This window comes from Providencia sp. SP181 (assembly GCF_050446505.1).
Classification (GTDB): domain Bacteria; phylum Pseudomonadota; class Gammaproteobacteria; order Enterobacterales; family Enterobacteriaceae; genus Providencia; species Providencia vermicola.
The window spans coordinates 17,385-42,096 of record NZ_JBBPXM010000011.1; the positions used below are offsets into that span (position 1 = coordinate 17,385).

Here is a 24,712-nt window from a genome sequence, read left to right on the forward strand (position 1 = left end):
CATCTTTTAAGCAGTTTTAGTGCCTCTTTCGATTACAACACCGACTTGGTGAGCGCGTGCAACTGCGCCTGGTTTAGCGACTTTAATGCGTACCCATGGACTATTGAATTTTGTCATTAAAAGTTGGGCGACTTCTTCAGCAACGCGTTCAACTAAACCAAATTTATTTGTTTCTAAATGGTTGATGAGGGTTTGGCTAACCTGTGCATAATCTAAGCAATGTTCAACATTATCGCTCAAAGACGCGCGCTTGTTATCCCATCCCATTTCGATATCGAGCACTAATTTCTGCTCAATAGTTTGTTCCCAGTCATATACACCAATCGTGGTGATGACTGATAATTGTTCAATAAATACGATATCCATCACGTCATTTTCTCGTTTATGTACTGAATTAATACCACTTCAGCAAAAATATGCGTATTATCCAAGACTGAAGTGAATATATGGCCTCAATCGTTTTGGAGTTAGCTATGAGTGCAACCGCGCTTGGCATGATAATCTTCGCTTATCTTTGTGGATCAGTTTCCAGTGCAATACTGATCTGCCGTATAGCGAGACTACCCGATCCCCGTCAACACGGCTCTGGTAACCCTGGTGCAACTAACGTCTTACGCGTTGGAGGTAAAGCAGCCGCCGCCGCAGTACTACTTTGCGACGTTTTAAAAGGGATGATCCCCGTTTGGCTGGCTTATTACCTCAATGTACAACCATTCTATCTTGGCTTTGTCGCAATTGCAGCCTGCCTTGGGCATATTTATCCTGTTTTCTTTCATTTCAAAGGGGGAAAAGGGGTAGCAACTGCATTCGGTTCTATCGCGGCTATTGGCTGGGATCTTTCAGGATTAGTTGCAGGAACATGGTTACTCACTGTCCTACTCAGTGGTTATTCATCTCTTGGGGCAATTGTTAGTGCTCTCTTAGCCCCCTTTTACGTTTGGTGGTTTAAGCCTGAATTTACCTTTCCTGTCGCCATGTTATCGTGCTTAGTATTAGTTCGTCACCATGGTAATATTCAACGTTTATGGCGCGGGCAAGAAAGTCGTATTTGGCAGAAATTGAAAAACAAAAAGCAAAAAACGAACAAAGAGATTGCTCAAGAAACCAAAGAGCAAGAACTCGACGACTAAATATTCATTCCTACTTCCTTTAAAAGAGCTGAAATCAGCTCTTTTTTTATACCTAATACTTGCTCAAAGTTTCCTAAAAAGCACCATAAAAATAACAGCAGCGTAAAATCCCTTCCTAAAACTGCACTAGTAGCAATTTGTGCTGTTGTTACATTTTCACTTTAACCAGCGCACACTTTTAAAAAAAAGTTAATTTATTGCAAATTTATTACTAATGAATATTTAAAAGCTGTCGACTATATAAAAGGAAAACTAAACAATAATAATGGTATTTATCATGAGCAGAACTCCTTATATCACTCAAAATGAACATATCTTAGATGAAGATATTACTCTAATGACAACTAGCGACCTGCAAGGAAACATTGTTCACGCTAATGATTTCTTTGTTCAAGTTAGTGGTTATGAATTAGATGAATTATTAACACAACCCCATAATATTATCCGACATCCTGATATGCCTAAACAGGCTTTTGCGGATATGTGGGCAACACTCAAACAAGGTGAACCGTGGACGGGGATTGTCAAAAACAGACGAAAAAACGGTGACCATTATTGGGTTAGAGCCAATATCATTCCCATGGAGCGCAAAGGCGTTATTACCGGTTATATGTCGATTCGAACTCGTGCTACTCGCCAAGAAATCGCTGCTGTGGAACCCCTTTATGCAGCAATGAATGAAAATAGAAGCCAAAAAAAAATCTTTAAGGGCATTGTGCTTTCCAAAAAATGGCCTTTTCACCTATCTACCCTCTCAACGCGGTGGCGAATTCGACTCACCATAAGCATATTATTTGCGTTTTGGATGGCGATAGCGAGCTTAGCTGGATTGCAAGACCTCCCATTACTCATTGCAAGCTTGTGTACCTTTGCCACCCTATTAATTGGAAATATTATCCTTGAACGAATTCTTGCCACTCCCCTTGAAAACATTATGACTCAAGCACTCGGTATCGCTCGCGGTAACCGTCACAGCGTCAATCATATGCAACGCACAGATGAAATTGGCCAGCTATTACGCTCTGTTGGACAACTTGGCTTGGTCTGTCGTTGGTTAATCAAAGATGTGTCAGAACAGGTGGATAACGTCCGCAAAGGTAGCCAATCCTTAGTTGCTGACTGCAATGAGCTAGATACACACACACTGCGCACGGTGGGTTATATGCAACAAACCGTCGCAACAATGAACCAAATGGCTGTTTCTGTGAAAATGAATGCAGACAACACCATTCAGGTTGACCAGCTGTCAAATGCAACCAGTGAAACGGCAGTGAGTGGAGGCGCGATGATGGAGGCCGTCGTTGGCACCATGGATGAGATTGTTCATAGCACCAGTAAAATTAATTCCATCACTGATGTTATTAAAGACATCGCCTTTCAAACCAACATATTAGCATTAAATGCTGCCGTAGAAGCCGCACGTGCAGGAGAGCAAGGCAAAGGGTTTGCGGTAGTAGCTAATGAAGTTCGCAGTTTAGCCAGCCGCAGTGCTAGCGCCGTCAATGATATCCGTGAATTAATTAATGACTGCGAGAAAAAAGTGAATTCTGGAAAAAATCAGGTGCACACTGCAGGGAACACAATGAGAAATATTGTAGACCAAGTGCAAAATGTGACCCAGCTAATCACGCATATTAGCCAAGCAACATCTGAACAAGCGGCGGGTATTTCTGATATCACCCAAGCGGTGAGCGAATTAGAAACGATTACACAGCAAAGCACACTACTGGTTGAACAAAGCACAGAGACATCTAATATGGTAAAAGACCGTTCGATACGCCTTGAAGAGGCAGTGATTGTTCTACATTAATTTTTGACTCTATAAAAAGGGCTGTTTCATCACAGCCCTTCATTTTGATATGCTGTACTCTATTTTTCTAACGGCGGTAATTCAGCCAGCGGCCAACGTGGGCGCACTGTCACGCCTAAACCTGTCGTTGTACCACCCTTAAGACGAATAAGCCCAGCAAGCGCAATCATCGCGCCATTATCGGTACAAAATTCAGGGCGCGCGTAAAATACTTCCCCACTACGTTGCTTCAGCACTTCTTCCATTTTGGCACGAAGAGCACGGTTAGCACTAACCCCACCAGCCATAACGAGACGCTTAAAGCCCGTTTGCTCAAGCGCACGCTTACATTTGATGGCAAGCGTGTCAACCACGGCATCTTCAAACGCACGCGCGATATCCGCGCGAGTTTGGTCGTCATCTGCATTTTCACGAATGGTATTCGCTGCGAAGGTTTTTAGGCCTGAAAAGCTGAAGTCTAAACCAGGTCTGTCCGTCATAGGTCTTGGAAAAACAAAGCGCCCTGCAGTGCCTTGCTGCGCCATACGGGATAAAACAGGGCCACCAGGGTAGTCTAACCCTAACAGTTTTGCCGTTTTATCGAAGGCTTCCCCTGCCGCATCATCAATGGATTCGCCTAATAGTTCGTATTCGCCAATGCCTGTCACACTAATTAATTGTGTATGACCACCAGAAACCAGTAATGCGACAAATGGAAATTCGGGGCTCTTTTCTTCCAACATCGGTGCCAATAAGTGCCCTTCCATATGATGAACAGCAATAGCGGGTACATTCCAAGCAAATGCCAGAGAGCGCCCAACGGTTGCTCCAACCATCAAAGCCCCCACCAGACCAGGGCCTGCGGTGTAAGCAACTGCATCGATGTCTTCACGAGTTAAATTAGCTTCTTTCAGCGCCGCTTGAATCAATGGCACAGTTTTACGAATATGATCACGAGATGCCAGTTCAGGCACCACTCCGCCATAATCTGCATGGACTTTAATTTGGCTATATAATTGGTTGGCAAGTAAGCCAAGTTCGTCGTCATAAATTGCGATACCCGTTTCATCGCAAGAAGTTTCGATACCTAAAACACGCATTCCACTACCCTTGTTTATTTCATAGGCGCAAGTCTATCACTATTTTCAACCTATACTCCAAATAATTCGAGTTGCAGGTAGGCGACAAGGGAAGATATCCCGATGAGCGTACAAAAGTACGTGACTCGGGTAGCTGAGCGCAGTCAACACCCCTGCAATTTGCAGAATTGCGAGTATATCGCGTAATTTATGTTGCCAAAAGGCTGACTTTCCTTGTTGTATAGTCTATAATCAACCCCCTGTAATAAAAATTTCGTGTGGCTAATTCTCATTATTGTCTGGTTTTGTTTGCTTTTTCATCGAACGAGCTACAAATCAGGTGATCTTGTGTGATTCAATTTTATACGGCACTTTACAAACCCGTACTCATTGAAGTAAAATTCCGCACCATTTTAAATGAAGGCTGGTGAATCCATACCAGCAACAAACCGATTTCTATCGAGGTGAGAGGCACATGCCGGTAATTAAAGTACGTGAAAACGAGCCATTCGACGTTGCACTGCGTCGTTTCAAACGTTCCTGTGAAAAAGCAGGTGTTTTAGCTGAAGTTCGTCGTCGTGAATTCTATGAAAAACCAACGACTGAACGTAAACGCGCTAAAGCATCAGCTGTTAAGCGTCACGCTAAGAAACTGGCTCGCGAAAACGCACGCCGTACTCGTCTGTACTAATTGATTGCGGTGTTAACCGCATTCATGACAGACGATAGCTAATACAAGAATTAAGTCACTCTTATCGTTATTTTTTTCTTGTAGTAGTCATAGCTAAGCAGTTAAAGGCCGTGCTTTCCTAAAGGAAGCGCGGCTTATTATCGTTCATCAACAGGCGAAAAAGAGGCTTATGGCTGGACGAATTCCGCGTTCATTTATCAATGACTTGTTAGCAAGAACTGACATCATTGATTTAGTCGATGCAAAAGTCCCGTTAAAAAAACAGGGTAAAAACCATCACGCTTGCTGTCCGTTTCATAATGAAAAAACGCCTTCTTTTACCGTTAACGGTGAAAGGCAGTTTTATTATTGTTTTGGTTGTGGTGCTCACGGTAACGCTATCGATTTTTTGATGAATTACGACAAACTCGATTTTGTCGAAGCAATTGAAGAACTTTCTGCATTACACGGCCTTGACGTTCCGTATGAAAAAGGAACAGGTACAAGCCAAATAGAATTACATCAACGGCAAAATTTGTATCAGTTGATGGAAAAAATTAACCAATTTTACTGCGCTGCCTTAAATCATCCCTCGGCAAATAAAGCCAAAGATTATTTAAGCCAACGTGGTTTGAGCGCAGAAATTATTGAGCATTTTTCCATTGGTTTCGCCCCCCCAGGCTGGGATAATTTGCTCAAGAAATTCGCAGTAAACCCCGACAGTCGCAAACAGCTTGATGATGCAGGCATGTTAGTGACCAATGATAATGGCCGTGTCTATGACCGCTTTAGAGAGCGCGTGATGTTTCCCATTCGGGATAGACGAGGTCGAGTTATCGCCTTTGGTGGGCGAGTATTAGGGGATGCATTACCCAAATATTTGAACTCGCCAGAAACAGATATTTTCCATAAAGGTCGTCAGTTGTTCGGCCTTTATGAAGCAACACAAAATAGCAGTGAATTAGCGAAGTTATTAGTTGTCGAAGGTTATATGGATGTAGTGGCATTGGCTCAGTATGACATCCGCTATGCGGTAGCATCACTGGGAACCTCAACCACCTCAGAACACATTCAGTTACTTTATCGTTCAACAGATACTGTTATCTGTTGTTATGATGGTGACCGAGCTGGCCGCGAAGCGGCATGGCGCGCATTAGAAACCGCCCTGCCTTATCTGACGGATGGCCGCCAACTACGCTTTATGTTTTTACCTGATGGTGAAGACCCTGATTCATTGGTACGCAAAGAAGGTAAAGAAGCCTTTGAGCAGCGCATGCAAACAGCACAAACGTTATCAGGCTTTTTATTTGATTCACTCGTACCACAAGTTGATTTAACCACCCAAGAAGGGAAAGCAAAATTTAGTAAGCTTGCTATCCCTTTGATTAAACAGATACCGGGTGAGACTTTGCGCCTTTATATGGCGCAAGAGCTAGGAAATTTTATTGGTATACCAGATATTTCTCAGGTTCTTGCTATTATTGATAGAGAGAACACCGAGCAAGTTAATTATCAGGCGCCAAAATTAAAACCGACAACAATGCGAATTCTTATCGCACTGTTAGTGCAAAATCCGAACTTTTCGGAGCTTGTTCCCTCATTAGAGGGAATTGCCCATATCCAAATGCCGGGGCTTTCTCTATTTCAGGAATTGGTCGATGTATGCCGTTCCACCCCCGGAATGACGACTGGGCAGCTGCTAGAGCGTTATCGAGATAATAATTTTTCGAAACAGCTTGAAAAACTAGCAACATGGAACGATATAGAAATAGAGGAGATAGCGGAAAATACCTTTATAGATGCATTAAATCATCTATTTAATAGCGCACTCAGCGAACGTTTCGACTATTTAATGGCGAAAGCTCGCACACAAAGTCTGACCCCGCAAGAGCGCGAAGAGGTGCACTTAATTACGCTGTCGCGAGTAAAAACATAATATAAACCCAAAATAGAATTAGTATATAAAACGGCTTAAGTGCCGCTAAACACAAGGCAGATGCCTGTAAAATGCTGCGAAAATAAAGGGCGTAGCAAATAATAAATATTTCCCTTTGTATGTTCTTGTTGGCCGAATGTTTCGCCGACCGACACCAATCTAAATACTCAGAAGTGTGGATACCGTCTTATGGAGCAAAACCCGCAGTCGCAGCTTAAGCTACTCGTCACCAAGGGTAAAGAGCAAGGTTACTTAACCTATGCTGAGGTCAACGACCATCTGCCGGAAGATATCGTCGATTCAGATCAGATTGAAGATATCATTCAGATGATTAATGACATGGGCATCCAGGTCATGGAAGAAGCACCTGATGCCGATGATTTGATTTTGGCTGAGAATACTTCCGATACGGATGAAGATGCAGCAGAGGCCGCTGCACAAGTTTTATCCAGTGTTGAGAGTGAAATTGGCCGTACTACTGACCCTGTTCGCATGTATATGCGTGAAATGGGGACTGTCGAACTTCTCACCCGTGAAGGTGAAATCGACATCGCAAAACGTATCGAAGATGGGATTAATCAGGTTCAGTGCTCTGTTGCTGAATACCCTGAGGCTATCACTTATCTTCTCGAGCAATACGACCGTGTTGAAGCAGGTGAAAGCCGTCTATCTGACTTGATTACTGGCTTTGTTGACCCTAATGCGGAAGAAGATCTTGCCCCTACTGCCACCCACGTCGGCTCTGAATTACCACAAGAAGAGTTGGATAAAGACGACGATGAAGATGAAGAAGATGAAGACGGCGATGACAGTGATAGCGATGACGATAACAGCATCGATCCTGAATTAGCGCGCCAGAAATTCTCTGATCTTCGTGAACAGTATGAAAGCACACGTCAACATATCAAACAATATGGACGCAGCGATGCAAAAACCGCCGCTGCGATTGAACAACTTTCCGAAGTGTTCAAAGAGTTCCGTTTAGTACCGAAGCAATTTGACTATCTGGTCAATAACATGCGTGAAATGATGGATCGCGTTCGTTTACAAGAACGTACTATCATGAAACTGTGTGTTGAACAGTGCAAAATGCCGAAGAAAAACTTCATCACCTTATTCAGCGGTAATGAAACCAGCGAGACTTGGTTAACAGCAGCAAAAGCGATGAACAAGCCGTGGTCTGAAAAACTGCTTGAAGTTGAAGAAGAAATTCTGCGTTGCCTACAAAGATTACGTCAAATTGAAGAAGAAACTGGCCTGACAATCGAACAAGTTAAAGATATCAACCGTCGTATGTCTATCGGTGAAGCGAAAGCTCGCCGTGCGAAAAAAGAAATGGTTGAAGCGAACTTGCGTCTGGTTATTTCTATCGCGAAGAAATACACCAACCGTGGCTTGCAATTCCTTGACCTGATCCAAGAAGGTAATATCGGTCTGATGAAAGCCGTTGATAAGTTTGAATACCGCCGTGGTTATAAGTTCTCAACTTATGCAACTTGGTGGATCCGTCAGGCTATCACGCGTTCAATCGCTGACCAAGCACGTACAATTCGTATTCCGGTTCACATGATTGAAACCATCAATAAACTGAACCGTATCTCTCGTCAAATGCTGCAAGAAATGGGCCGTGAGCCATCGCCAGAAGAACTGGCTGAACGCATGCTAATGCCAGAAGATAAAATACGTAAAGTTCTGAAGATTGCAAAAGAGCCAATCTCAATGGAAACCCCTATCGGTGATGATGAAGATTCACATTTAGGCGATTTCATTGAAGATACGACTTTAGAGCTGCCTTTAGACTCAGCAACATCAGAAAGCTTACGCTCTGCAACTCACGAAGTGTTAGCTGGCTTAACAGCACGTGAAGCGAAAGTTCTGCGCATGCGTTTTGGTATCGACATGAATACTGACCATACTCTTGAAGAAGTAGGTAAACAGTTTGATGTTACCCGTGAACGTATTCGTCAGATTGAAGCGAAAGCACTGCGTAAACTGCGTCACCCAAGCCGTTCAGAAGTTCTGCGCAGCTTCCTTGATGAATAAGAACACGTTATTCGAATAGACAAAAACACCTGCCAAGGCAGGTGTTTTTGGTTGTTGACAAAGCAGGATAAAAGCGTGGTTTTTCCTGCTTTGTGTTATCAGGCGAAAATCAATAAATTGATTTTCCTAGTTTATTTTCAAAACCTATCCAACCTGCAGTCAAACCTAATCGGTTTGTCAGCAGCCTGAAACACCTGCCAAGGCAGGTGTTTTTTTTCAGTGCAATTTTATTTCATCACTTTATTTTTCATCATTAAGCATAATGTTGCCATAATCGCGATTGCACCACCAAACATTGCCACATTGAATCCTGAAACAAAAGCAGAACGCGTCAGTTGTTCAACCAGCAACGATGGCATCGAACCAGAAGAACTATGAATCAAACGTTCGATTTCTTGAGAAGACATCGCGCTATTTAACCTATCATCATGGAGTAATTGGTTCACCGCACGGTGAGTCATTAATGTGCCTAATAGCGCTATCCCTAATGTCATCCCTGTCTGTCTTAATGCATTCATTATCGCTGATGCAATGCCTGAATACGCTTTTTCAACACTCGCCATCACTAAAGCACCAATTGCAGGCGTCGACATCCCCATTCCTGCACCTAAAACGAATAATATCAATGCAATGGGCAGATAATCCGTTTCAGAATTTACCTGCGTAAATAACAATGATGCACTCGCGATTAAAATAAATCCAACAACCATTAAATTACGTACACTTAAAAAACGGGATAATTTACCAAATGAAAATGAAAATATCGCCATCGCAATAAATTCTGGCGCCATACGGAGTCCCGCTTCAAAAGCACCCCACCCCTGGCCTTTTTGTAAGAATAGCGCGATAAAAAACACATTGCTGTAGGTGGCAAAACCCAGAGCAAAAGAGGCCATATTATATTGAAAGAAAAAAGGGTTTGTTTTAAAAAGGAAAAAAGGGAGTAATGGTTTCTCCACCCGTTTCTCTACCCAAATAAAGGCTAAAGCCGCTACTGTAAAAATAGCTAATCCACTTTGCGTGAAATAATTTCCCCATCCTTTATCCCCCGCTTCAATTAAAGCAAAAGTAACACTACCTAACGCTACAATACTCAATAGTTGCCCTAAAGGATCAAAAGCGGCTTTCTCGGGATCGGCACTTTCATTGATCCCAATCCACCCTAACAATAGGGTCAGTAAACCAATTGGAATGTTGATTAAAAAAATCGTCATCCAATTAAAGGTATCAACCAAAAACCCCCCTAATATTGGGCCAATAATTAATGAAAGCGCGCTAACTGCTGACCAAATTCCAATAATTTTAATCCGTTCAATATCGTTGCTAAAGGCTTGAGTGATAATTGAAAGCGCACCAGGGATCAATGCTGCAGCTGCTATCCCTTGGATAACTCGGCCAATAATTAGCATCTGAGAAGATACTGAAAATGCACAAATTGCAGAGCCTAAAGTAAAGATCACAATTCCAATTAACCACACTTTTTTGCGTCCATAGCGGTCACTGATAGGGCCAACAGAAAGGATCAATGCAGATAGACATAGCGCATATGCATCAATAATCCACTGTAACATCGACAGACTCGCCCCAAGATCTTCACCAATTGCAGGGAGTGCCACATTCACGATGCTGATATCCAATGTTGCCATAAATGTGCCTAAACACACGGCAACGATCAAAAATAATCGTCTCATTTCATCTACCTCATCTTCGTTATGACTACATCATAGAATATGACCGACCGACGGTCAATTGAAATGAGAATGAATATCATTACTTATAAAATCAGCGAGTAAATTATTTTCTACTAAACATAAAAACGGCCTAATCAGCCGTTGTTTATTAATAAAGGGAAAAACTAGCTATTTAAAACAGGGGTTTCATGCAGATATTCCCAATAACATTGGTTATCGACAACTCGAATACAGACTGTCGATGTCCTTAATGTTGTGAGCCCTTCATTTTCTTGTCGTTCCTGATATTGAATCCAACACCTTTCGCCAGCTTCAAATAACGGAATAACCTCAAATGGTACTGTCAGAAATGAGGGTTTTGCACCGACATTTTCGCTAAATAGCCCTGCCACCTCAGTTAAGCCAATTCGGTGCCCACCGATGGTGACCATTTTAAAGTTTTCAGTAAAACTAGCTAATAATGGAGCAATACTTTTATCACTATTGCGCCCCGTGAAAACATCTTCAATTAACACATGTATATCGACAACGCTTTGCAGTGCCTTTTGCATTGAATCACGCATTTATTTTTCCTTACTGACTGAAATTAATGAAAATAGCCCAAGAATAGAAGCAATTAAAAAAGTATATTGGTAGTTAGATAGCTGATCCGAAGATGGCATTAGACTAAATATTGAAATTAAAACGACAGCACCTACGCTGAAAGCGACTTGGCGATTAATATTCCACAGCACACTTCCTTGCAATAAATCTTTATCTTTGAAATCCATCAGTGAACTGATTTGGGCTATATTTGCACTTAATCCGCCCCCCATACCCATGAATAAATACGCCATCACCAACAAACTTAATTGTGCTGAACTGGATACCCAATAAAGCAAAAATATTCCCAAGCTATGCAATACAATACCGAGAACAAATAAACATTTTTTCCCTATACGAAAATAAAGGCGCCCGCCAGAAACCATCGAAACAACAGCTCCTGCCGCATACAAAATCATAAATAATCCTGTTTGCCCTGCATTAAAGCCCAAATTAATTTGTAAGTTAAAAATATTGAGCAAATTTACCCCAGTAAAAATACCAGGCACTGCGTAATAAACAATAAAGGCATTACGCAAGTTACTATTTTTTAATAACTGAAAATTTAAAATAGGTTCGCGGCATTTTTTGGCATAGCTAAGGTAAAAAATAAATACCACAACTGAGGTAAAAAAACTGGTAAGAGCCAATGCAACACTGTGATAATCGTTATACAGCGAAAAAGACAATAACAAACAAAGTAAACTGATACTGACCATTATCAGGCCGAAAATATCTGGTTTTTCTCGTGATGCTTGCCCATCATTTTTTATCCAACCCCAAGCAAGCACTGCCGTTAATAAAGAAAATGGGATATTAGAATAAAAAATCCAATGCCAAGATAACGAATCAATAATTACGCCACCAATCGCTGGCGAAAAAGCAGGAGCAATAAGTGCCACTGTCATAATTAATGTCGATACACGTTGGCGATCGTTATTGGGAAATAACGCAAAAACGAGCGCTTGCCCTACAGGAATTAATAACCCACCAGCCATTCCTTGGACAAAACGCCAAAAAATCAAACTATAAATAGACTGGCTTGAACCACTTAGCCACACTGCAAGTGTGAAAAGTAACATTGAATAACACAGTAGTTTTTGATTACCAAACCGCCCCGCTAGCCACAAGCTAATCGGCATCACTAGCACTAGCCCTAAAATATACGCATTCGCAACCCATGCCACCTGTGATTGGCTAGCCGAAAATGATGATGCGATATCAGGCAATGCAATTGCTGACATAAAAATATTAATACAATCAATAAAGAAACCGAGTAAAAACACGGTCGCAATTTTATAACGATAAGACATACCCCCCCCTATAGCGGCAAAGAGTAAGGATTACTCCTTTCTTTGTCGATACAAGAGAAGTAAAATCATTGTTTAATAAAACAAAACAATAAATACCATTATGCAAAAGAATTTAAAAAAAATTATCAGTTTTCTTCAGGTCGTAGATTCAGGCTCTTTCACCAAGGCTGCGGATATTTTAGGGCTAAGTCGCTCAATGGTCAGTGTTGACATAAAGCAATTAGAAACTGAGTTAAATGTGAGTTTACTAACGCGAAATACCCGTAATATTGCCCTAACCGAGGTTGGGAAACATTTTTACGAAGACTTTAAACATATTCAAAGTCAAATTAATGAGGCCTTTGAAAAGAGCCAGAATTTAGGTACTAATATTTCAGGCTTATTACGCTTTTCATCAACAAGTGAATTTGGTCAACGCTTTATTCTTCCCTTGCTTCCTGAATTTTGCCGCCTTTATCCTAGGTTAAAATTACAATATTCCGTCAATTCATCTCTAGATGATTTAATTACAGAAAAACTTGATGTCTCTATTCGACTTGGTAATTTAAAAAGCTCATCACTCAAAATGAAAAAATTAGGTGACTACAATATTTATTTGGTTGCTAGCCCTGAATTTGTTCAAAAATACCAAATTAATCAGGTTTCTGACCTTGCACTCGTACCTTGGGTGAATCATTCGCTGTTAAATTGGCAAGATACCCAATATGTTATGCAAAATAACTGTGGAGAAAACTTCAGTATTCCCTCAATAACAAGTCAATATGAGTCCAACTCTGCTGCAGTTATCCACCAAATGGTATTAGCCTCTTTAGGCATCGCTATTTGCCCTGCTTGGCTGGTGAATGAGGATTTAAACGCTAAACATTTAGTCCGCGTTCTTCCTGAATACCATTTACCCAAGCAAAACATTCAACTACTTTACCCGAGCACTTCTGTTTTACCCGCTAAGACACGGACTTTTATTGATTATTTGGTATCCAACATTCGAATTGAATCGTAAAAAAACCACCGATATTGGTGGTTTTTCAATTTATAACTACCCCTTAAAACTTAAGCATTCTATAGCTGCATCTCAGCTGGATCTTTAATAGGTTCATTCACAAAGAAGAAATAAACCAACGATGCTAAAAATGCCACTGTTGCACATACAACTAATGCCAGCGTAAATGAGTGTGTTTGGTCAACAATAATACCTGTGACAATCGGTGCAAATGAACCACCAATAAAGCCACCGAAATTCTGAATCCCACTAACAGAAGTAATTAGACGTGAAGGAACCGAAACTAAAATGAGTCCCCACGCAGATGTCCCAGCAAAATGAATAGAAAATAGCGCCATACTAATGCATGCAACTGCTGAGAAAGTGCTGTCTGTATATGCTGCGGGTAATGTAAATATTGCTGCAGATAATAGCCCTAAACAAATCATCCATTTACGGCTTTTCATTTTATCTGCGCCACGTTTAACAACATAATCTGCAACAACACCATTCACTAACATACCTAATGCACCAAATAAAAACGGTATAGCAGCAACCCAACCTGTTTTTTCTAGGCTTAAACCACGTGAACTCTCTAAATATGCAGGCAACCAAGTTAAATATAACCAAACCATGTAACCCACACCATTAAAACCGATAATCATTCCCCATAATGAGCGTTGTTTAAATAAAGATGCCCATTCTTTAAAAGAAACTTTATTGGATGATGAAGGCGGAGCACCATCATTTAAATAACTTAATTCTTCTTCAGTTAAATCTAATTGCTCACGGTTACGATAGAAAATGAACCATAGGATTGAAAGAATGATACCGCTGATACCAATAATAATAAACATGGTACGCCACCCAAACGCTAGCATTAACGCAATTAATAATGGTGGGGCTAATGCTTGTGCGAGTGTAGAGGACATATTAACAATCCCCATTGGTAAACCACGCTCACGAATATTATACCAGTCATTAACAACTTTAACGCCTGTTGGTAGATGAGGTGCTTCACCAATACCTAAGAAAACACGCGCAATGATTAAGTGAGTAAATGATGATAATAAGCCTGTAACAGTCTGAGCTAACGACCATAAAAATAAGCCAAAACCATAGATTTTTTTAACACCAAAACGTTCCATAACCATGCCTATTGGCAACTGGCATAATGCATAACCAAACGAGAAGACTGACAATAGCAGCCCCATTTGTGTTGCACTAAATCCTAATTCTTTACTTATTGTAGAGTTTGCAATAGAAAGAGATGCTCTATCTAAAAAGTTAATGATACCTGCTATCAGCAAGAATGTGAGCGCAATAAATTGCCAGCGCTTTAGTCTTTTACTCGCATGTAGTGACATAATTAAGTACCTTTAAGACGTAACAGGACCCTGCGGAATAATATTTACTCCGCAGATTTATTTTATTAATAATCTTTATTTTTTATCTATTATTTACGACTTTAATTTTAATATCAGTTCTATTTCCACTGGCGTATCAAAAGGTAATGTATTTGTACCTATTGCTGAACGCGCATGTTTTCCATTATCTCCAAGTATTTCAATTAAAAAATCTGAAGCCCCATTCATGACTTGAGGTTGGTTTTTAAAATCATTAGTACTCTGTACAAAACCTAATAATTTTATGCACTCGTCAATTTTATCTAAATCACCTAAATAGGCTTTTAATGATGAAAATATGTTAATAATGCACTGTTTAGCTGCTTCCTGACCTTGTTCGACAGTTAATTCTTTTCCTAATGTTCCTGTATGAATTAATACACCGTCTTTTTGGCAATCATGCCCTGAGGTATATAATAAGTCCCCATATTGCTTAATTGAGACATATGAAAACTTAGGAGCCCCTGGTGTGGCTAATGTAATTCCTTTTTCTTCTAGTTTCTTTTCAATATTCATTAATTATTCCTATTTATTTAGCAATATATTTGCCATGTCATAATAAATTTCTGCTGCAAGGTACAATTCGCTTATTTCAACAAACTCATCCTTAACATGTGCTTGAGCTAAGCCCCCAGGCCCCATAATTAGTGTTGGAATTTTGCTCGTCACAGAGAAAAAAGGTGCTTCACATGTTGCTTCAAATATCTGTGGCTGTACTGTTTTTTCTGCAAAACGACTGACTGTTTCTAAGGCTACCTGAGTGAGTTCATGGTCAACAGGAATATCTGATGCAGGAATAAACAAGTAATTATCTAAATGATATTCAACTTCTTCACCTTGGTTATATTCCGCAATTGCTTGGTGAATTTTTTGTTCAACCTTATGTTTATCTTCTCCTGGAACTAAACGCCTATCAATTTCAATATCACAATGTTGAGGTACAATATTTGGTGCTGTTCCCCCATTGATCGTGGTAATAATCATGGAAGCCTTACCTAACAATTGATGCTCTATTTCTTCAACAGAAGCACGATGTTGTTCTAATGCTGGTAGTATCTTTGCCATTTTAGAAATTGCACTATCTGGATACCGTGTTTTTGCTGCATGCCCCGCAGTTCCTTTTGTGCTCAGGTTATAACGACTGACTCCTTTATGCGCAATACAAACATCAAGTGAGGTTGGCTCGCCAATGATGGCGTAATCAGCACTAACTCCATCTTTAATATAGTGCAACATACCCAGATTAATTCTTTCTTCGTCAACATTAAAAACTAACGTTAAATCCCCTGAAAATACATCTTGGTTGCGCTTTAATAAAGTCGCAGCATACATCATAGCGGCAACCCCTGATTTCATATCAGCGGCACCACGACCGAATACTTTGCCATCTTTAATTACGGGTTCAAAAGGTTCAGTACTCCAACCACAGCCACAAGGAACCACATCAATATGTCCGTTAAATAAAAGATGTTTCCCTTTTCCTGTTCCCTTCAAATAGGCAATAACATTTGGCCTACCAGGAGCAACTTCTTGCATCTCAACATCAATATTTTCTTGCTTAAAATAATGATATATAAATTCAGCAACCTGCTGTTCTTCTCCTGGTGGATTTTCAGACTTATGCTTAATTAAGGCGCAAAGAAGCTCAAGCAACTCATTTTGTTGCTGACTATTTAATTTATACATTTTATTCTCCGATAATTAATATCGTGCGTCTGGTGTAATAATATGGTCTATTTCATTATTATTTAATGCGTATATTTTATTTGTTAAGTTTGGAATAACACAGCTATGGTTTGGAATAATATTTAATATATCTCCGATATTTAATTTTACTATCTCTGGATCATAACGAAGATAACCATGCTCTTCATTGAGTTTAACTAATTTAATATTTGGGTCTTCTACAATATACCCAAACCCAGCTTCTGCAGATTGATCTGAAGTTAATGTTTTCGTTCCTGCATCAACTGTTGCATAACCAGGAACAGGAATACTAACTATTGTTGTTCGGATGGTTAATGCACAATCTTTCGGTGTATAAATCCCCCCATAAATCGCATTCATATCACCGAAAATAAAATTACCCGCTCTCGATTCTGTAATCCCTTTTAATTCATCCGCATAAAAAGATGAGAGCGTTGAACCACCAGATGTACGTTGAATATCAATACCAATCGCTTCTAGCCTTTTTTGACATAATAACAGAAGCTCAGCCTCCGCTTTTGCGGCTTTGCGAATTTCAGGTTCTGTGCGATATTGGTAAATAGTACCCGCATAAGTAAACACACCTATTATTTTTAAATTGGATAGTTTTTGTATTTCTAATGCAAATGGCTCTAAATCTTCAAGTTGGATACCTTCACGATGTGCACCATAATCTACCGCAATATAAACTTCGACAATTTCATTTCCTTGAGTCGCCGCGGATGATAATTGCTTCGCACCTTTTACACTATCAACAATAGTCCTTAAATTAACGTACTTTGCTAACTCAACAAACTGTTGGCATTTTTCTTCTCCAACCATGGGGTAAGCTAAAAGAATATTTTCTATCCCACCTTTTGCCATGATGGTTGCTTCATGCAATGTGGCACAAGTTATCCCTTTAGCGCCACATTGTATTTCAAACTTAGCCAACTCTACTGATTTGTGTGTTTTGATATGTGGCCAATGTTCGATTCCCTGCTGTGTTAACTTGCCTGTCATGCCCCTGACATTTTTTTCAAGTTGCTGTAAATCCAACGCAACATAAGGCGTAATTGGCATAAAAACCTCTCTTATTCTTCATTATTGTCTTCCCCTTTTAATTCGCCCAAATAGGTATAAAGGGTATATTTGGAAATATTTAAAAACTCACAAATTTTCTCGCCTGCTTTTTTAATTAAAAAAGCACCTCTATCATCAAAGAATTTAATGGCATCCATTTTTTCTTTTTTCGTCATGTTGATAACAGGCACTTTTATAACTTGCATGCATTCCTGAATTAGATGATCCAAAATTTCATTTACGTCTGTCACAAACACTTCTTTGATTGGATCTTGCTCAACACTGTTTCTCTGGGTGATCCCCTGAATGGCTTTTTCCGCAGCAATAAACTCTGATATATCTTGGTTAATACAAAGAGCCCCAGACACTTTGCCATTTTCGTCACGTAAATAGATGGATGTTGAACGTAACATTTTCCCGTCTTTTGTTTGGGTGAAATAATTGTACTTATCACCATCCACATCTGTTCCACGTAACACTTCAAGCCCTAAATTACTACTTGGGTCGCCCACTTTTCGCTTAGTGACATGCCCATTGATAATCGCAACGATACTGCTTTCAAGACCTTTACTATGGTCATGCAATACCACCTCACAATTCTCACCAAATTGGCCTGCAATACCTTTCATCACAGCCAATAACATTTCAAAGTTGTCTTGGATTATTTTCATTTTCTACCAAACTTATTTTAAGCCTAACTAAATATTAGTTAGATCATTATGGAGACTCAATCGAGATTTGAGTAATTTGTGATCTATATCTTGATTTTAGCTAACAAAAATTCTGCTATTTTTTCTAACAGAAATAATAGCATTTTAAGAAAAATTACGGGAGGCTTGATACTACAAGGATTTTAAAGGAAAAATAACCTAGAGATAATAAAGTTCTGAATCTAACTTTTTGTTAGCTAACTGCGCCAACAAAAAGTTAGGATATTTATTTTAACGGCAATGTCACCCAAAACACGCCATCTGTGCGCAACTGGGTAAATTGTTGTTGGAAATCAGTTAAGTTTTGTTCAGGGTTTAATGTACTGAACCTTTCGGGGTGCATAAATTTTGCCATAGCTTCAATGGCAAATATGTTCATTGGGTTATTATAAAAATTGTGGTAAATCGCCATTACACGTTTTTCTTTTACCGACGTTAATGAAGATATCCCTTGTCTATCTAATAATACCGCCAGTTGCTTCTGTGCATCTGATTTGTTTGCACGGTATCCTAACCTGACAGCAATTGAACGGCGGTTAAAATTATGCCAATCAGCTCCAGTTAAAAAATAAAACTCAGGGTTTAATGTAATAATATTCTCAATCGAACTATCAGCCCCTTTTGCAGGGAAACTGTCTGCTACAAGGTTATTTCCCCCCGCTAAAGACGCTAAAACACCATAACCTGAACGCCCATATAATTGGCAACAGTTATCTGCAAATAAGCCCGCATTGGCTTCAATGAGTACAGAAGGAAATGGCTCTGTCAGTTGGGATTCTATCGCTGACAATTTTTCTTGGTATAGCGCCGCAAACTGTGCAGAACGTTCTTGTGTACCTAATAGCTCTCCCAATAACAAAATACTTTTTGGGGTGTTTTTGACAATATCCATTCGAAAATCGATAAATATCACCTGAATTCCTGCCGCCTCAAGCTGCGGTAGAATTTGGCTATCACGCATCGCACCGTAATTGGCTTTATGCATAATAATCACTTCAGGAGCAAGCTCAATCAGCTTTTCAACTTGCAGCCCCGCTTCACGGGTTTTCTTCAAGGTTGGAATTTTTTCTAATTCAGGCAATACACTAAAATAGGCTTCTTTTAAATCAGGGGCATACTGCGTTAATGAATCACTCCATCCCGTAATACGAGAAATCCCCGATTTGCCCGCAGCGATATCTACTGGCAAAATATCACGACTATCCACTAAAAATAATTTTTCAACGGGAAGATTAACCGTCACTTTACGGTCTTGTAAGTCAGTGATCACTGTTGGCGTTTTTGCCTGCCCCCAGAAGCTCAGTAAACACAATAACCCTGTGAGAAATAATTTCATGGGGTACCTTTTACTTTAAATTTAATTAATTCTGAATAAATAAAGCCACCATTAAGTGGCTTTGTCATCGACTAAAGCAGCAAATTAGAACGTCACGCTGTAGTTAAGTGCAAAGGTTCTGCCACGCCCTTTATAGTCATAAAGGTTTGGCGCGCCGTATTTCGGACTGTATAGCCCCTGCGCACGCTGTCCCCAAATCGTGGAGTAGTTTTTATCCAGTAAGTTTTCAACCGCAAAACTCACTTTACCGACGGGTAGCATATAACTACCTAATAAATCAACGGTATTATAACCATCCAGCTTTTTACCTGCGGCATCAGTTAGGTTAAATGTTTGCTGGCTCTGTAAGCGCAATGACCAATCATTCGGCTCCCACCCTACATAAGCGTTAACTTTAGATGGGCTGGCAAAGTCCACGCTCCATTTTTCCCAGCTACCATTGACTTTGGTTTCCGATTTTTGCAGGTTGAAGTTACTCCCCACATACCAGTCGGAGTCGTCAAAGAAGTAATCAATGGCACCTTCTACCCCATAAATGCGGCGCTTATCGGTCTTCATGTAAATGGTCATGTCATCTTTATTAATACCATAGCTTCTATCAGACAGGGAATAATAAGTGGCAACTTGGGTACGCAAGTTTTCACCGGTGTAGCGCCAACCTAACTCAAAGGAATTCACTTTAACCCCTTTAACTTTGGTATCATTGATGTTAACGCTTTTATTTAGGTGATAGTGTCCATTGGCATCTGGGGTCTTCGCATAATCACCGGTTCCGTAATATTTCGCAATATCAGGGATTTCAAAACCTTGGGAGAAATTAAACCACGTTTGTTGCTCTTCAGTTAGGTTAACCAGCAACCCTGCGTTAAACAGTAAATTGTTATAATCGGTTTTCCCACCAGGTACGGCATCTGCGGATTTACCATTGCCATTCGCAATAGCTTCTTGCTGTGCATAACCAACAAAATCATCCACTTTGTTTTCAGTATATTGGTAACGCACACCACCGCTTAAGGTAAACATCGGCGTGATGTCATAGCTGCTTTGTAAGAATGTCGCCATGTTTGTGGTGGTATAGCTTGGGTAGCGGCCAATTTGGAACGCTTTGGTGAGATCCATTCCCCCTGATTCTTTTGCACGCTCCAAATCAAAAAACATTTGGTTTGCACGAAATTGCTCGTGCTCCGCATCGACACCATAAGTTAGCGTCAATTCATCAAGGGGTTGACTATTAAATGTCAGCTTAGTGCCATAGAAATTGGTTTGTTGATCAGAGGAACTGATACTCGAAACCTCTTTTCCTGTTAACGTTGGGAACGGGTAAAATTTTTGTGATTCATCACGGTAGTAGACCTGAGCAACAAAATCTTGCCCAAACATATCTACATTTGAATACTGTAAATTAAGCAAGTTACGCTCAGTGCCTGGTAAGCGGTCTGAACTTAATTTACCACTGTTATAGGCTTTACCATCCCCCTTCACTGCAGAAAAATCTTTGCCTAAATATAGGCCATGCTTACCATCAGACTCGCTTTTATAGTGCTGATAGGTCGCTTGAATCTGTTGTGTTTCATTTATTTTTACGGAGCCTGATGCCATCACATCGAGACGATCGGAAAACTGTAACCCTGTTTGGGTATTATCAATATTAATCGCGTCGCCTTTACCATCATACCAGCCACCATAGCGTTGATAGGCGACAGAAATACGACCATACGCATTTTCATTACCACCGCTCACTGCTGCCGCGACATTTTCATCATGATCTTTCCCGTTATTAAAACCTGTTTTCCCACCTAATTGCAGGGAAACTTGTTTTTCTTCTTGGCCTTTTTTTGTCACGATATTAATTAAACCACCGCTACTGCCGCCACCGTACATCGCAGTCGCACCAGAAATGACTTCAATATGATTGATATTAAAAGGATCAATCGAATCTAACTGGCGACTGTCACTACGTGAGGAGTTAAGGCGTACCCCGTCCACCATCACTATCATTGAGCGACCACGCATATTCATCCCGTAGTTTGTACGGCCTTGGCCGCTCACGCTCATTCCTGGAATTAACTGCGATAAAATATCCTTTAACTCTTTCCCACCCTCTGCTTGCTGCTCAATTTCGGCGTTATCAATGACCCAAGTGGTTTGTGCCATTTCTGAAACTGATTTGTAGCCACGAGTTGCAGAGACAGTAATTTTCTCTTCTTTGTTATCAGCGGCCAATACCGAGGGGGATATAAAAGGTAGCAAGCAAGGGGAGAGAATAAAAAGATGTTTTATTTTCATTGAGTTAAAACCTTTAAATATAATTATTGATACCATCGTTATCAGCGCCAGAACCAATAACGACACATGATTAAATCACCGCTAACTATATTGCGGAAAAACTATTCGCAATAGTAACTGATAATCACGTTCAATATAAGAATTATTATTATTACAGTAATGAATTAAAAGGTTATTTGTGTTAGGTAACGTTTTCAGCGCATCCTTGCGCATATGAGTGCGCATTCCTTATTTCATTTCACACTGACCACGGCAATGTAATTTGGCTTTCCACGGTTTTGTCGAAAATGGCGGAACATACGTAAAAATTGCGGGCGATTTTCTTTTTTTAATGCATTACGAATAATTTTCATTGCCCCCAATAGACCTTCATCATAAATCAATCCTTTTGGGGATAATAAGGTCATCGGCCCTGTGCTGGACATCACAGCGGTGGATAATGTCAGGTAAATGAAATAGCGATTTCCCGTTGTGGGACTACATCGCACAATGCAGTGAGGTAATTTAATTGATAAGACATATATTCACCTTAGTATTAACAATGTTTATCATTTTTATTTGAAGATAAAAAATAAGTGGAAGAAAACCGTTTCCCTATGATATTTGTCAAAACTGAAAATAAATTCAGCCTTATTAAAAATATAAATATTAATTTATATTAAATTCAAGCCAATTATTAACATTGTCATAAATACCTTTTTTATTTTAAATAATCACTCGTATTTAAATGCATTTTTATTTTCAAAATAATTCATTCCATATACTAATTTAATTAAAAGAGAAACTATGAATATTAAAATTTTCAAATTCATTGATATTTATACCAATGGGATTTTTGTTGAATTCAATAATAAAGAAAATAAATTATTATCAATTCATTTGCTTTTAAATGATGAAATTATAGAAAAAACCGAAACCACAGGTGAAAGTCATTTATTTTCTATCGATAAATCAGGTCACTATCGTGTAGAGATTAGCCTGGAGGCTGAAAACACAGCAAACATCCAATCAAAGGAAATTTATTTTCATATCAGCGAAGGTGAAAGAAAAAACAAAATTAAAACCACCACTAAAGAAAAAACAATCAATCAAAAAATAGCTGGTATTTCTAATTATTATTTAGATATAAAAGCAAAAAAGAAAAATTATGATAAAATAAAACAAGATTTAACTTTTTACTCAAAGCTTCCGACTTTAGAATTAAAAAGGTCATTAATTTATGACACATTAAATGAATATGATTATTTTACGTTCCATGGAGACGGTAAATTTGAAATCTTAGTTGAGCTAGCGGAACAAATAGAGAGTTTAGATTATGTCGAGTATTGTTCCGTCACTCCAGATACCACAGGGTATCTGGCCCCAGAACTGCCCGTAAACCCTGAGCAACTTGACGATATTGAAAGCGAAAGTGACGATTTTATTACCCCTGATTTTACTCCAAGACAAACTTACCTTGATGCGCCCAAAGGGATGAACATCCGCGATGCATGGGCAAAAAATATTAATGGTTCATCCGCAGTCGTACGTCACTTAGACTTTGGTGTCTACCGAAACCATGAGGATTTAATCGACTCAAATATCGTTGTGGTGAATAGCCGCCCAGAAAGTGAAGACTGTAATCATGGCACTGCATCAACAGGCTGTATCGTAGCAACGCTCAATAAATTTGGTGTTACAGGTATTGCCCATCACTGCCAATTTTACTTCTATGACACAGGTGACCTAGATTTAATCGTCAATCATGTGCAGCCTGGTGATATTGTCAGCCTAGATATACAGTTTAGTGTTGGAGGAAAACTGCTCCCTGCCACTGCAATACGTAGCTGGTGGGAACGTATGAAAATTATCGTGGATAAAGGTGCAACAGTTATCCTTGCGGCGGGCAATGGCGGATTGGATTTAAGTGAACCTGGCGTGATGCAGGATTTCGGTGATAGTGGCAGTATTTTAGTGGGTGCTTGTAACCACCAAAACGGAACACGGGCTTATTTCTCGAACTATAACCCAGAAGTTGCCTTTGTGAATTCTTGGGGAGACTGGAGTGTCACCACAACAGGTTATGGCTCATTACAAAAATTACCAGGGAACAACCGCAATTATTCAAATAATTATTCGGGTACATCCAGCGCTACACCATTATGCTCAGGTGCATTAGCGTTAATTCAAGATTACGCGAAAAAACAAGGGGCAATATTATCTCCGTGGCAAATGCGTACCGTTATTGCTGCATCAAATTATACTGAAGGTGTATCACACGGCATTGGTTGTCGACCCAATGTAGATTACTTGTTTGGTATCGTTGATAGCATCATCCGCAAGTCAGACTTACCCGAAAGCGCGTAGTTTACATATATTCAAGCCGCCGTCTATCACGTGGCGGCATTTCCCCCTTCAAGGGTTAAGACAGATGTACAAACTTTTTCAAGTAACGCTTTGTTATGACTAAAAATAATCATTCCTAAGGGGCGTGCTTCTGAAAGCTGAATTAAAAACTGCCAAATCTCTTTTTGTAAGTGCGCATCTAACTGCGCAGTAATTTCATCCGCAATTAAAATTTGTGTTCGTGGGTCAAGAGCCCGTAACAATGCAATCCGCGCCAGCTCCCCTCCAGATAACTCAGTAGGCCGTCTCTCCAACCATTGTGGTTTGATAGAAAAGCGTTCAAGCCAGTCTGAGTCAGGTTGCCAAGCATCTCGTAAACTCGCCCCTACCGTGCGATATGGATTAAAACTTTTTTCAGGGTGCTGGGGAACAAGTTGAATGGGGCAATAACCTTGCTTAGAAAGTGGCTTTCCCGTGAATAGAATCGAACCATTAGAAGGTGCTTGCCACTGTGCTAAAACGCGACCAAGCGTTGTTTTACCAAAACCGCTGGGTGCAGAGATACCGAGGCGTTCATTCGGCGCAAGGGAAAAACTAAAGTCCCGCCAAAGGGCTTTCCCACCTTGATCAATATTCAGGTTTTTAACCGCTAAAATGGGTTCGATATC

Annotated in this window: 21 protein-coding genes; 7 read left to right on the plus strand and 14 right to left on the minus strand. The window is 40.0% G+C overall.

Going from position 1 to position 24,712, the window contains the following annotated elements:
- Positions 1–6: 6 nt before the first annotated feature.
- Complete coding sequence (folB, locus tag AABS66_RS16685) at positions 7–366, minus strand: bifunctional dihydroneopterin aldolase/7,8-dihydroneopterin epimerase (protein WP_206083684.1); 360 nt, start codon at positions 364–366, stop codon at positions 7–9.
- Positions 367–473: 107 nt separating this feature from the next.
- On the opposite strand from folB, the gene plsY reads away from it, so the two are divergent.
- Entirely contained in the window at positions 474–1,130 is a 657-nt protein-coding gene (gene plsY, locus AABS66_RS16690; protein ID WP_206083683.1) for a glycerol-3-phosphate 1-O-acyltransferase PlsY, read from the plus strand.
- A gap of 277 nt (positions 1,131–1,407) precedes the next feature.
- Positions 1,408–2,940 carry a methyl-accepting chemotaxis protein gene (locus tag AABS66_RS16695; protein ID WP_206083682.1) on the plus strand — a complete coding sequence of 511 codons (1,533 nt, stop codon included), beginning with the start codon at positions 1,408–1,410 and terminating at the stop codon, positions 2,938–2,940.
- 59 nt (positions 2,941–2,999) lie between these two features.
- Here AABS66_RS16695 and tsaD read toward each other — a convergent pair whose 3' ends face one another.
- Complete coding sequence (tsaD, locus tag AABS66_RS16700; protein ID WP_206083681.1) at positions 3,000–4,019, minus strand: tRNA (adenosine(37)-N6)-threonylcarbamoyltransferase complex transferase subunit TsaD; 1,020 nt, start codon at positions 4,017–4,019, stop codon at positions 3,000–3,002.
- 454 nt (positions 4,020–4,473) lie between these two features.
- Here tsaD and rpsU point away from each other — a divergent pair, with 454 nt between their 5' ends.
- The 3 genes from rpsU to rpoD all read left to right on the plus strand — a co-directional run bounded on the left by rpsU (position 4,474) and on the right by rpoD (position 8,647).
- On the plus strand, positions 4,474–4,689 hold the full coding sequence (gene rpsU, locus AABS66_RS16705; RefSeq protein ID WP_001144069.1) for a 30S ribosomal protein S21: 216 nt from the start codon (positions 4,474–4,476) through the stop codon (positions 4,687–4,689).
- Positions 4,690–4,858: 169 nt separating this feature from the next.
- Entirely contained in the window at positions 4,859–6,604 is a 1,746-nt protein-coding gene (gene dnaG, locus AABS66_RS16710; RefSeq protein ID WP_206083680.1) for a DNA primase, read from the plus strand.
- 105 nt (positions 6,605–6,709) lie between these two features.
- On the plus strand, positions 6,710–8,647 hold the full coding sequence (gene rpoD / locus AABS66_RS16715) for an RNA polymerase sigma factor RpoD (protein ID WP_225818676.1): 1,938 nt from the start codon (positions 6,710–6,712) through the stop codon (positions 8,645–8,647).
- Between the two features lie 227 nt (positions 8,648–8,874).
- On the opposite strand, the gene AABS66_RS16720 is transcribed toward rpoD, so the two are convergent.
- The 3 genes from AABS66_RS16720 to AABS66_RS16730 form a co-directional block, all read right to left on the minus strand.
- Positions 8,875–10,338, minus strand: a complete 1,464-nt coding sequence (locus AABS66_RS16720; protein WP_206083678.1) for an MFS transporter — start codon at positions 10,336–10,338, stop codon at positions 8,875–8,877.
- A gap of 164 nt (positions 10,339–10,502) precedes the next feature.
- On the minus strand, positions 10,503–10,901 hold the full coding sequence (locus tag AABS66_RS16725) for a hypothetical protein (protein ID WP_272539294.1): 399 nt from the start codon (positions 10,899–10,901) through the stop codon (positions 10,503–10,505).
- Positions 10,902–12,233: an MFS transporter gene (locus AABS66_RS16730; RefSeq protein ID WP_430225193.1), complete on the minus strand. Its 1,332-nt coding sequence runs from the start codon at positions 12,231–12,233 to the stop codon at positions 10,902–10,904.
- 100 nt (positions 12,234–12,333) lie between these two features.
- Here AABS66_RS16730 and AABS66_RS16735 point away from each other — a divergent pair, with 100 nt between their 5' ends.
- Positions 12,334–13,233, plus strand: coding sequence for a LysR family transcriptional regulator (locus tag AABS66_RS16735; RefSeq protein ID WP_430225194.1), 900 nt, complete (start codon positions 12,334–12,336; stop codon positions 13,231–13,233).
- 59 nt (positions 13,234–13,292) lie between these two features.
- Here AABS66_RS16735 and AABS66_RS16740 read toward each other — a convergent pair whose 3' ends face one another.
- The 8 genes from AABS66_RS16740 to AABS66_RS16775 form a co-directional block, all read right to left on the minus strand.
- A complete protein-coding gene (locus AABS66_RS16740) occupies positions 13,293–14,579 on the minus strand; it encodes an MFS transporter (RefSeq protein ID WP_430225195.1) in 1,287 nt (428 codons plus the stop codon).
- Positions 14,580–14,672: 93 nt separating this feature from the next.
- A complete protein-coding gene (locus tag AABS66_RS16745; protein ID WP_206083673.1) occupies positions 14,673–15,134 on the minus strand; it encodes a RidA family protein in 462 nt (153 codons plus the stop codon).
- 9 nt (positions 15,135–15,143) lie between these two features.
- A complete protein-coding gene (locus AABS66_RS16750) occupies positions 15,144–16,304 on the minus strand; it encodes a M20 family metallopeptidase (RefSeq protein WP_430225196.1) in 1,161 nt (386 codons plus the stop codon).
- Between the two features lie 15 nt (positions 16,305–16,319).
- On the minus strand, positions 16,320–17,387 hold the full coding sequence (locus tag AABS66_RS16755; RefSeq protein ID WP_206083671.1) for an alanine racemase: 1,068 nt from the start codon (positions 17,385–17,387) through the stop codon (positions 16,320–16,322).
- Positions 17,388–17,398: 11 nt separating this feature from the next.
- Positions 17,399–18,058 (minus strand): helix-turn-helix transcriptional regulator, encoded by a 660-nt coding sequence (locus AABS66_RS16760; protein ID WP_206083670.1) that lies wholly within the window; start codon positions 18,056–18,058, stop codon positions 17,399–17,401.
- A 265-nt stretch (positions 18,059–18,323) separates the two neighbouring features.
- The gene (locus AABS66_RS16765; protein WP_154633311.1) at positions 18,324–19,433 is read right to left on the minus strand and encodes an ABC transporter substrate-binding protein; all 1,110 of its coding nucleotides are present in this window, start codon (positions 19,431–19,433) and stop codon (positions 18,324–18,326) included.
- Positions 19,434–19,517: 84 nt separating this feature from the next.
- Entirely contained in the window at positions 19,518–21,719 is a 2,202-nt protein-coding gene (locus tag AABS66_RS16770) for a TonB-dependent siderophore receptor (RefSeq protein ID WP_430225197.1), read from the minus strand.
- A 233-nt stretch (positions 21,720–21,952) separates the two neighbouring features.
- Positions 21,953–22,126, minus strand: coding sequence for a hypothetical protein (locus AABS66_RS16775; RefSeq protein WP_349422070.1), 174 nt, complete (start codon positions 22,124–22,126; stop codon positions 21,953–21,955).
- 379 nt (positions 22,127–22,505) lie between these two features.
- Between AABS66_RS16775 and AABS66_RS16780 the strand changes: the two genes are divergently transcribed.
- On the plus strand, positions 22,506–24,065 hold the full coding sequence (locus AABS66_RS16780; RefSeq protein ID WP_404461243.1) for a S8 family serine peptidase: 1,560 nt from the start codon (positions 22,506–22,508) through the stop codon (positions 24,063–24,065).
- A 26-nt stretch (positions 24,066–24,091) separates the two neighbouring features.
- On the opposite strand, the gene AABS66_RS16785 is transcribed toward AABS66_RS16780, so the two are convergent.
- Positions 24,092–24,700 (minus strand): ATP-binding cassette domain-containing protein, encoded by a 609-nt coding sequence (locus AABS66_RS16785; RefSeq protein ID WP_206083806.1) that lies wholly within the window; start codon positions 24,698–24,700, stop codon positions 24,092–24,094.
- Between the last annotated feature and the right edge of the window lie 12 nt (positions 24,701–24,712).

Excerpts from the sequence above, each read along its gene's own strand:
- folB (WP_206083684.1), bottom strand. The coding sequence starts at position 366 with ATGGATATCGTATTTATTGAACAATTATCAGTCATCACCACGATTGGT.
- plsY (WP_206083683.1), top strand. The coding sequence starts at position 474 with ATGAGTGCAACCGCGCTTGGCATGATAATCTTCGCTTATCTTTGTGGA.
- AABS66_RS16695 (WP_206083682.1), top strand. The coding sequence starts at position 1,408 with ATGAGCAGAACTCCTTATATCACTCAAAATGAACATATCTTAGATGAA.
- tsaD (WP_206083681.1), bottom strand. The coding sequence starts at position 4,019 with ATGCGTGTTTTAGGTATCGAAACTTCTTGCGATGAAACGGGTATCGCA.
- rpsU (WP_001144069.1), top strand. The coding sequence starts at position 4,474 with ATGCCGGTAATTAAAGTACGTGAAAACGAGCCATTCGACGTTGCACTG.
- dnaG (WP_206083680.1), top strand. The coding sequence starts at position 4,859 with ATGGCTGGACGAATTCCGCGTTCATTTATCAATGACTTGTTAGCAAGA.
- AABS66_RS16720 (WP_206083678.1), bottom strand. The coding sequence starts at position 10,338 with ATGAGACGATTATTTTTGATCGTTGCCGTGTGTTTAGGCACATTTATG.
- AABS66_RS16725 (WP_272539294.1), bottom strand. The coding sequence starts at position 10,901 with ATGCGTGATTCAATGCAAAAGGCACTGCAAAGCGTTGTCGATATACAT.
- AABS66_RS16730 (WP_430225193.1), bottom strand. The coding sequence starts at position 12,233 with ATGTCTTATCGTTATAAAATTGCGACCGTGTTTTTACTCGGTTTCTTT.
- AABS66_RS16735 (WP_430225194.1), top strand. The coding sequence starts at position 12,334 with ATGCAAAAGAATTTAAAAAAAATTATCAGTTTTCTTCAGGTCGTAGAT.
- AABS66_RS16740 (WP_430225195.1), bottom strand. The coding sequence starts at position 14,579 with ATGTCACTACATGCGAGTAAAAGACTAAAGCGCTGGCAATTTATTGCG.
- AABS66_RS16745 (WP_206083673.1), bottom strand. The coding sequence starts at position 15,134 with ATGAATATTGAAAAGAAACTAGAAGAAAAAGGAATTACATTAGCCACA.
- AABS66_RS16750 (WP_430225196.1), bottom strand. The coding sequence starts at position 16,304 with ATGTATAAATTAAATAGTCAGCAACAAAATGAGTTGCTTGAGCTTCTT.
- AABS66_RS16755 (WP_206083671.1), bottom strand. The coding sequence starts at position 17,387 with ATGCCAATTACGCCTTATGTTGCGTTGGATTTACAGCAACTTGAAAAA.
- AABS66_RS16760 (WP_206083670.1), bottom strand. The coding sequence starts at position 18,058 with ATGAAAATAATCCAAGACAACTTTGAAATGTTATTGGCTGTGATGAAA.
- AABS66_RS16765 (WP_154633311.1), bottom strand. The coding sequence starts at position 19,433 with ATGAAATTATTTCTCACAGGGTTATTGTGTTTACTGAGCTTCTGGGGG.
- AABS66_RS16770 (WP_430225197.1), bottom strand. The coding sequence starts at position 21,719 with ATGAAAATAAAACATCTTTTTATTCTCTCCCCTTGCTTGCTACCTTTT.
- AABS66_RS16775 (WP_349422070.1), bottom strand. The coding sequence starts at position 22,126 with ATGACCTTATTATCCCCAAAAGGATTGATTTATGATGAAGGTCTATTG.
- AABS66_RS16780 (WP_404461243.1), top strand. The coding sequence starts at position 22,506 with ATGAATATTAAAATTTTCAAATTCATTGATATTTATACCAATGGGATT.